Annotated in this window: 1 protein-coding gene; it reads left to right on the forward strand. The window is 34.0% G+C overall.

Features of this window, described 5'->3' with window-relative positions; all coding sequences use genetic code 11:
• The first annotated feature begins 93 nt into the window (after positions 1-93).
• On the forward strand, positions 94-510 hold the full coding sequence (locus CCAND38_RS02340) for a hypothetical protein (RefSeq protein WP_042343552.1): 417 nt from the start codon (positions 94-96) through the stop codon (positions 508-510).
• The last annotated feature ends 138 nt before the right edge of the window (positions 511-648 follow it).

Genomic DNA, 648 nt, shown 5'->3' on the forward strand with positions numbered 1-648 from the left:
TTTCTGATTCGGATAACATTTTGGTTTTACAAGAATACACAAACGGAGAACTAAGTAATTATAAACGATTTCTGAAACGTAAATAATACTTTTATGAAAAAGTTTTGTTTTATATTCGCATTATTGGGTGTATTCGCTTGTTCGGAAGATGAAAACATGACGGCTGATTATTTTAAAGCCCAACAACGGGATAGCCGTTTCTTTGGGAAATGGAAGGCTGTAAATCCTAATACCTTAGAAGAGCAAATAACATCCTTTTATAGTGAATATACCGAAGAAGGGGTGTTTGATTTGATAGACCGAGAAACAGGAGAAAAACACGAAAGAGTGAGATATTATTATACAAAGGAGAATACATTGTATGTATTACACCCAGGAGCTGGTTTTAAAGTTTCCGCTTCGGTAAGTGAATATAAGTATAAATTCTCTGATGACAATAATATTTTAATCATTCAAACATTAGAGGAGTATCGAAAAGGCGATAAAGGAGAATTTTTCAAACGTAAATAACACTTTCATGAAAAAGTTTTATTTTATACTCGCATTATTGGGTGTGTTCGCCTGTTCGGAAGATAAAGATATGACCCCTGAACATTTTAAAGCCCAACAGCGAGACAGCCGTTTCTTTGGGAAATGGGCAGTAATAAA

It is taken from the genome of Capnocytophaga canis (assembly GCF_000827555.1).
Taxonomy (GTDB): domain Bacteria; phylum Bacteroidota; class Bacteroidia; order Flavobacteriales; family Flavobacteriaceae; genus Capnocytophaga; species Capnocytophaga canis.

Coding starts and splice junctions, on each gene's coding strand:
- CCAND38_RS02340 (WP_042343552.1), top strand. CDS start 94: ATGAAAAAGTTTTGTTTTATATTCGCATTATTGGGTGTATTCGCTTGT.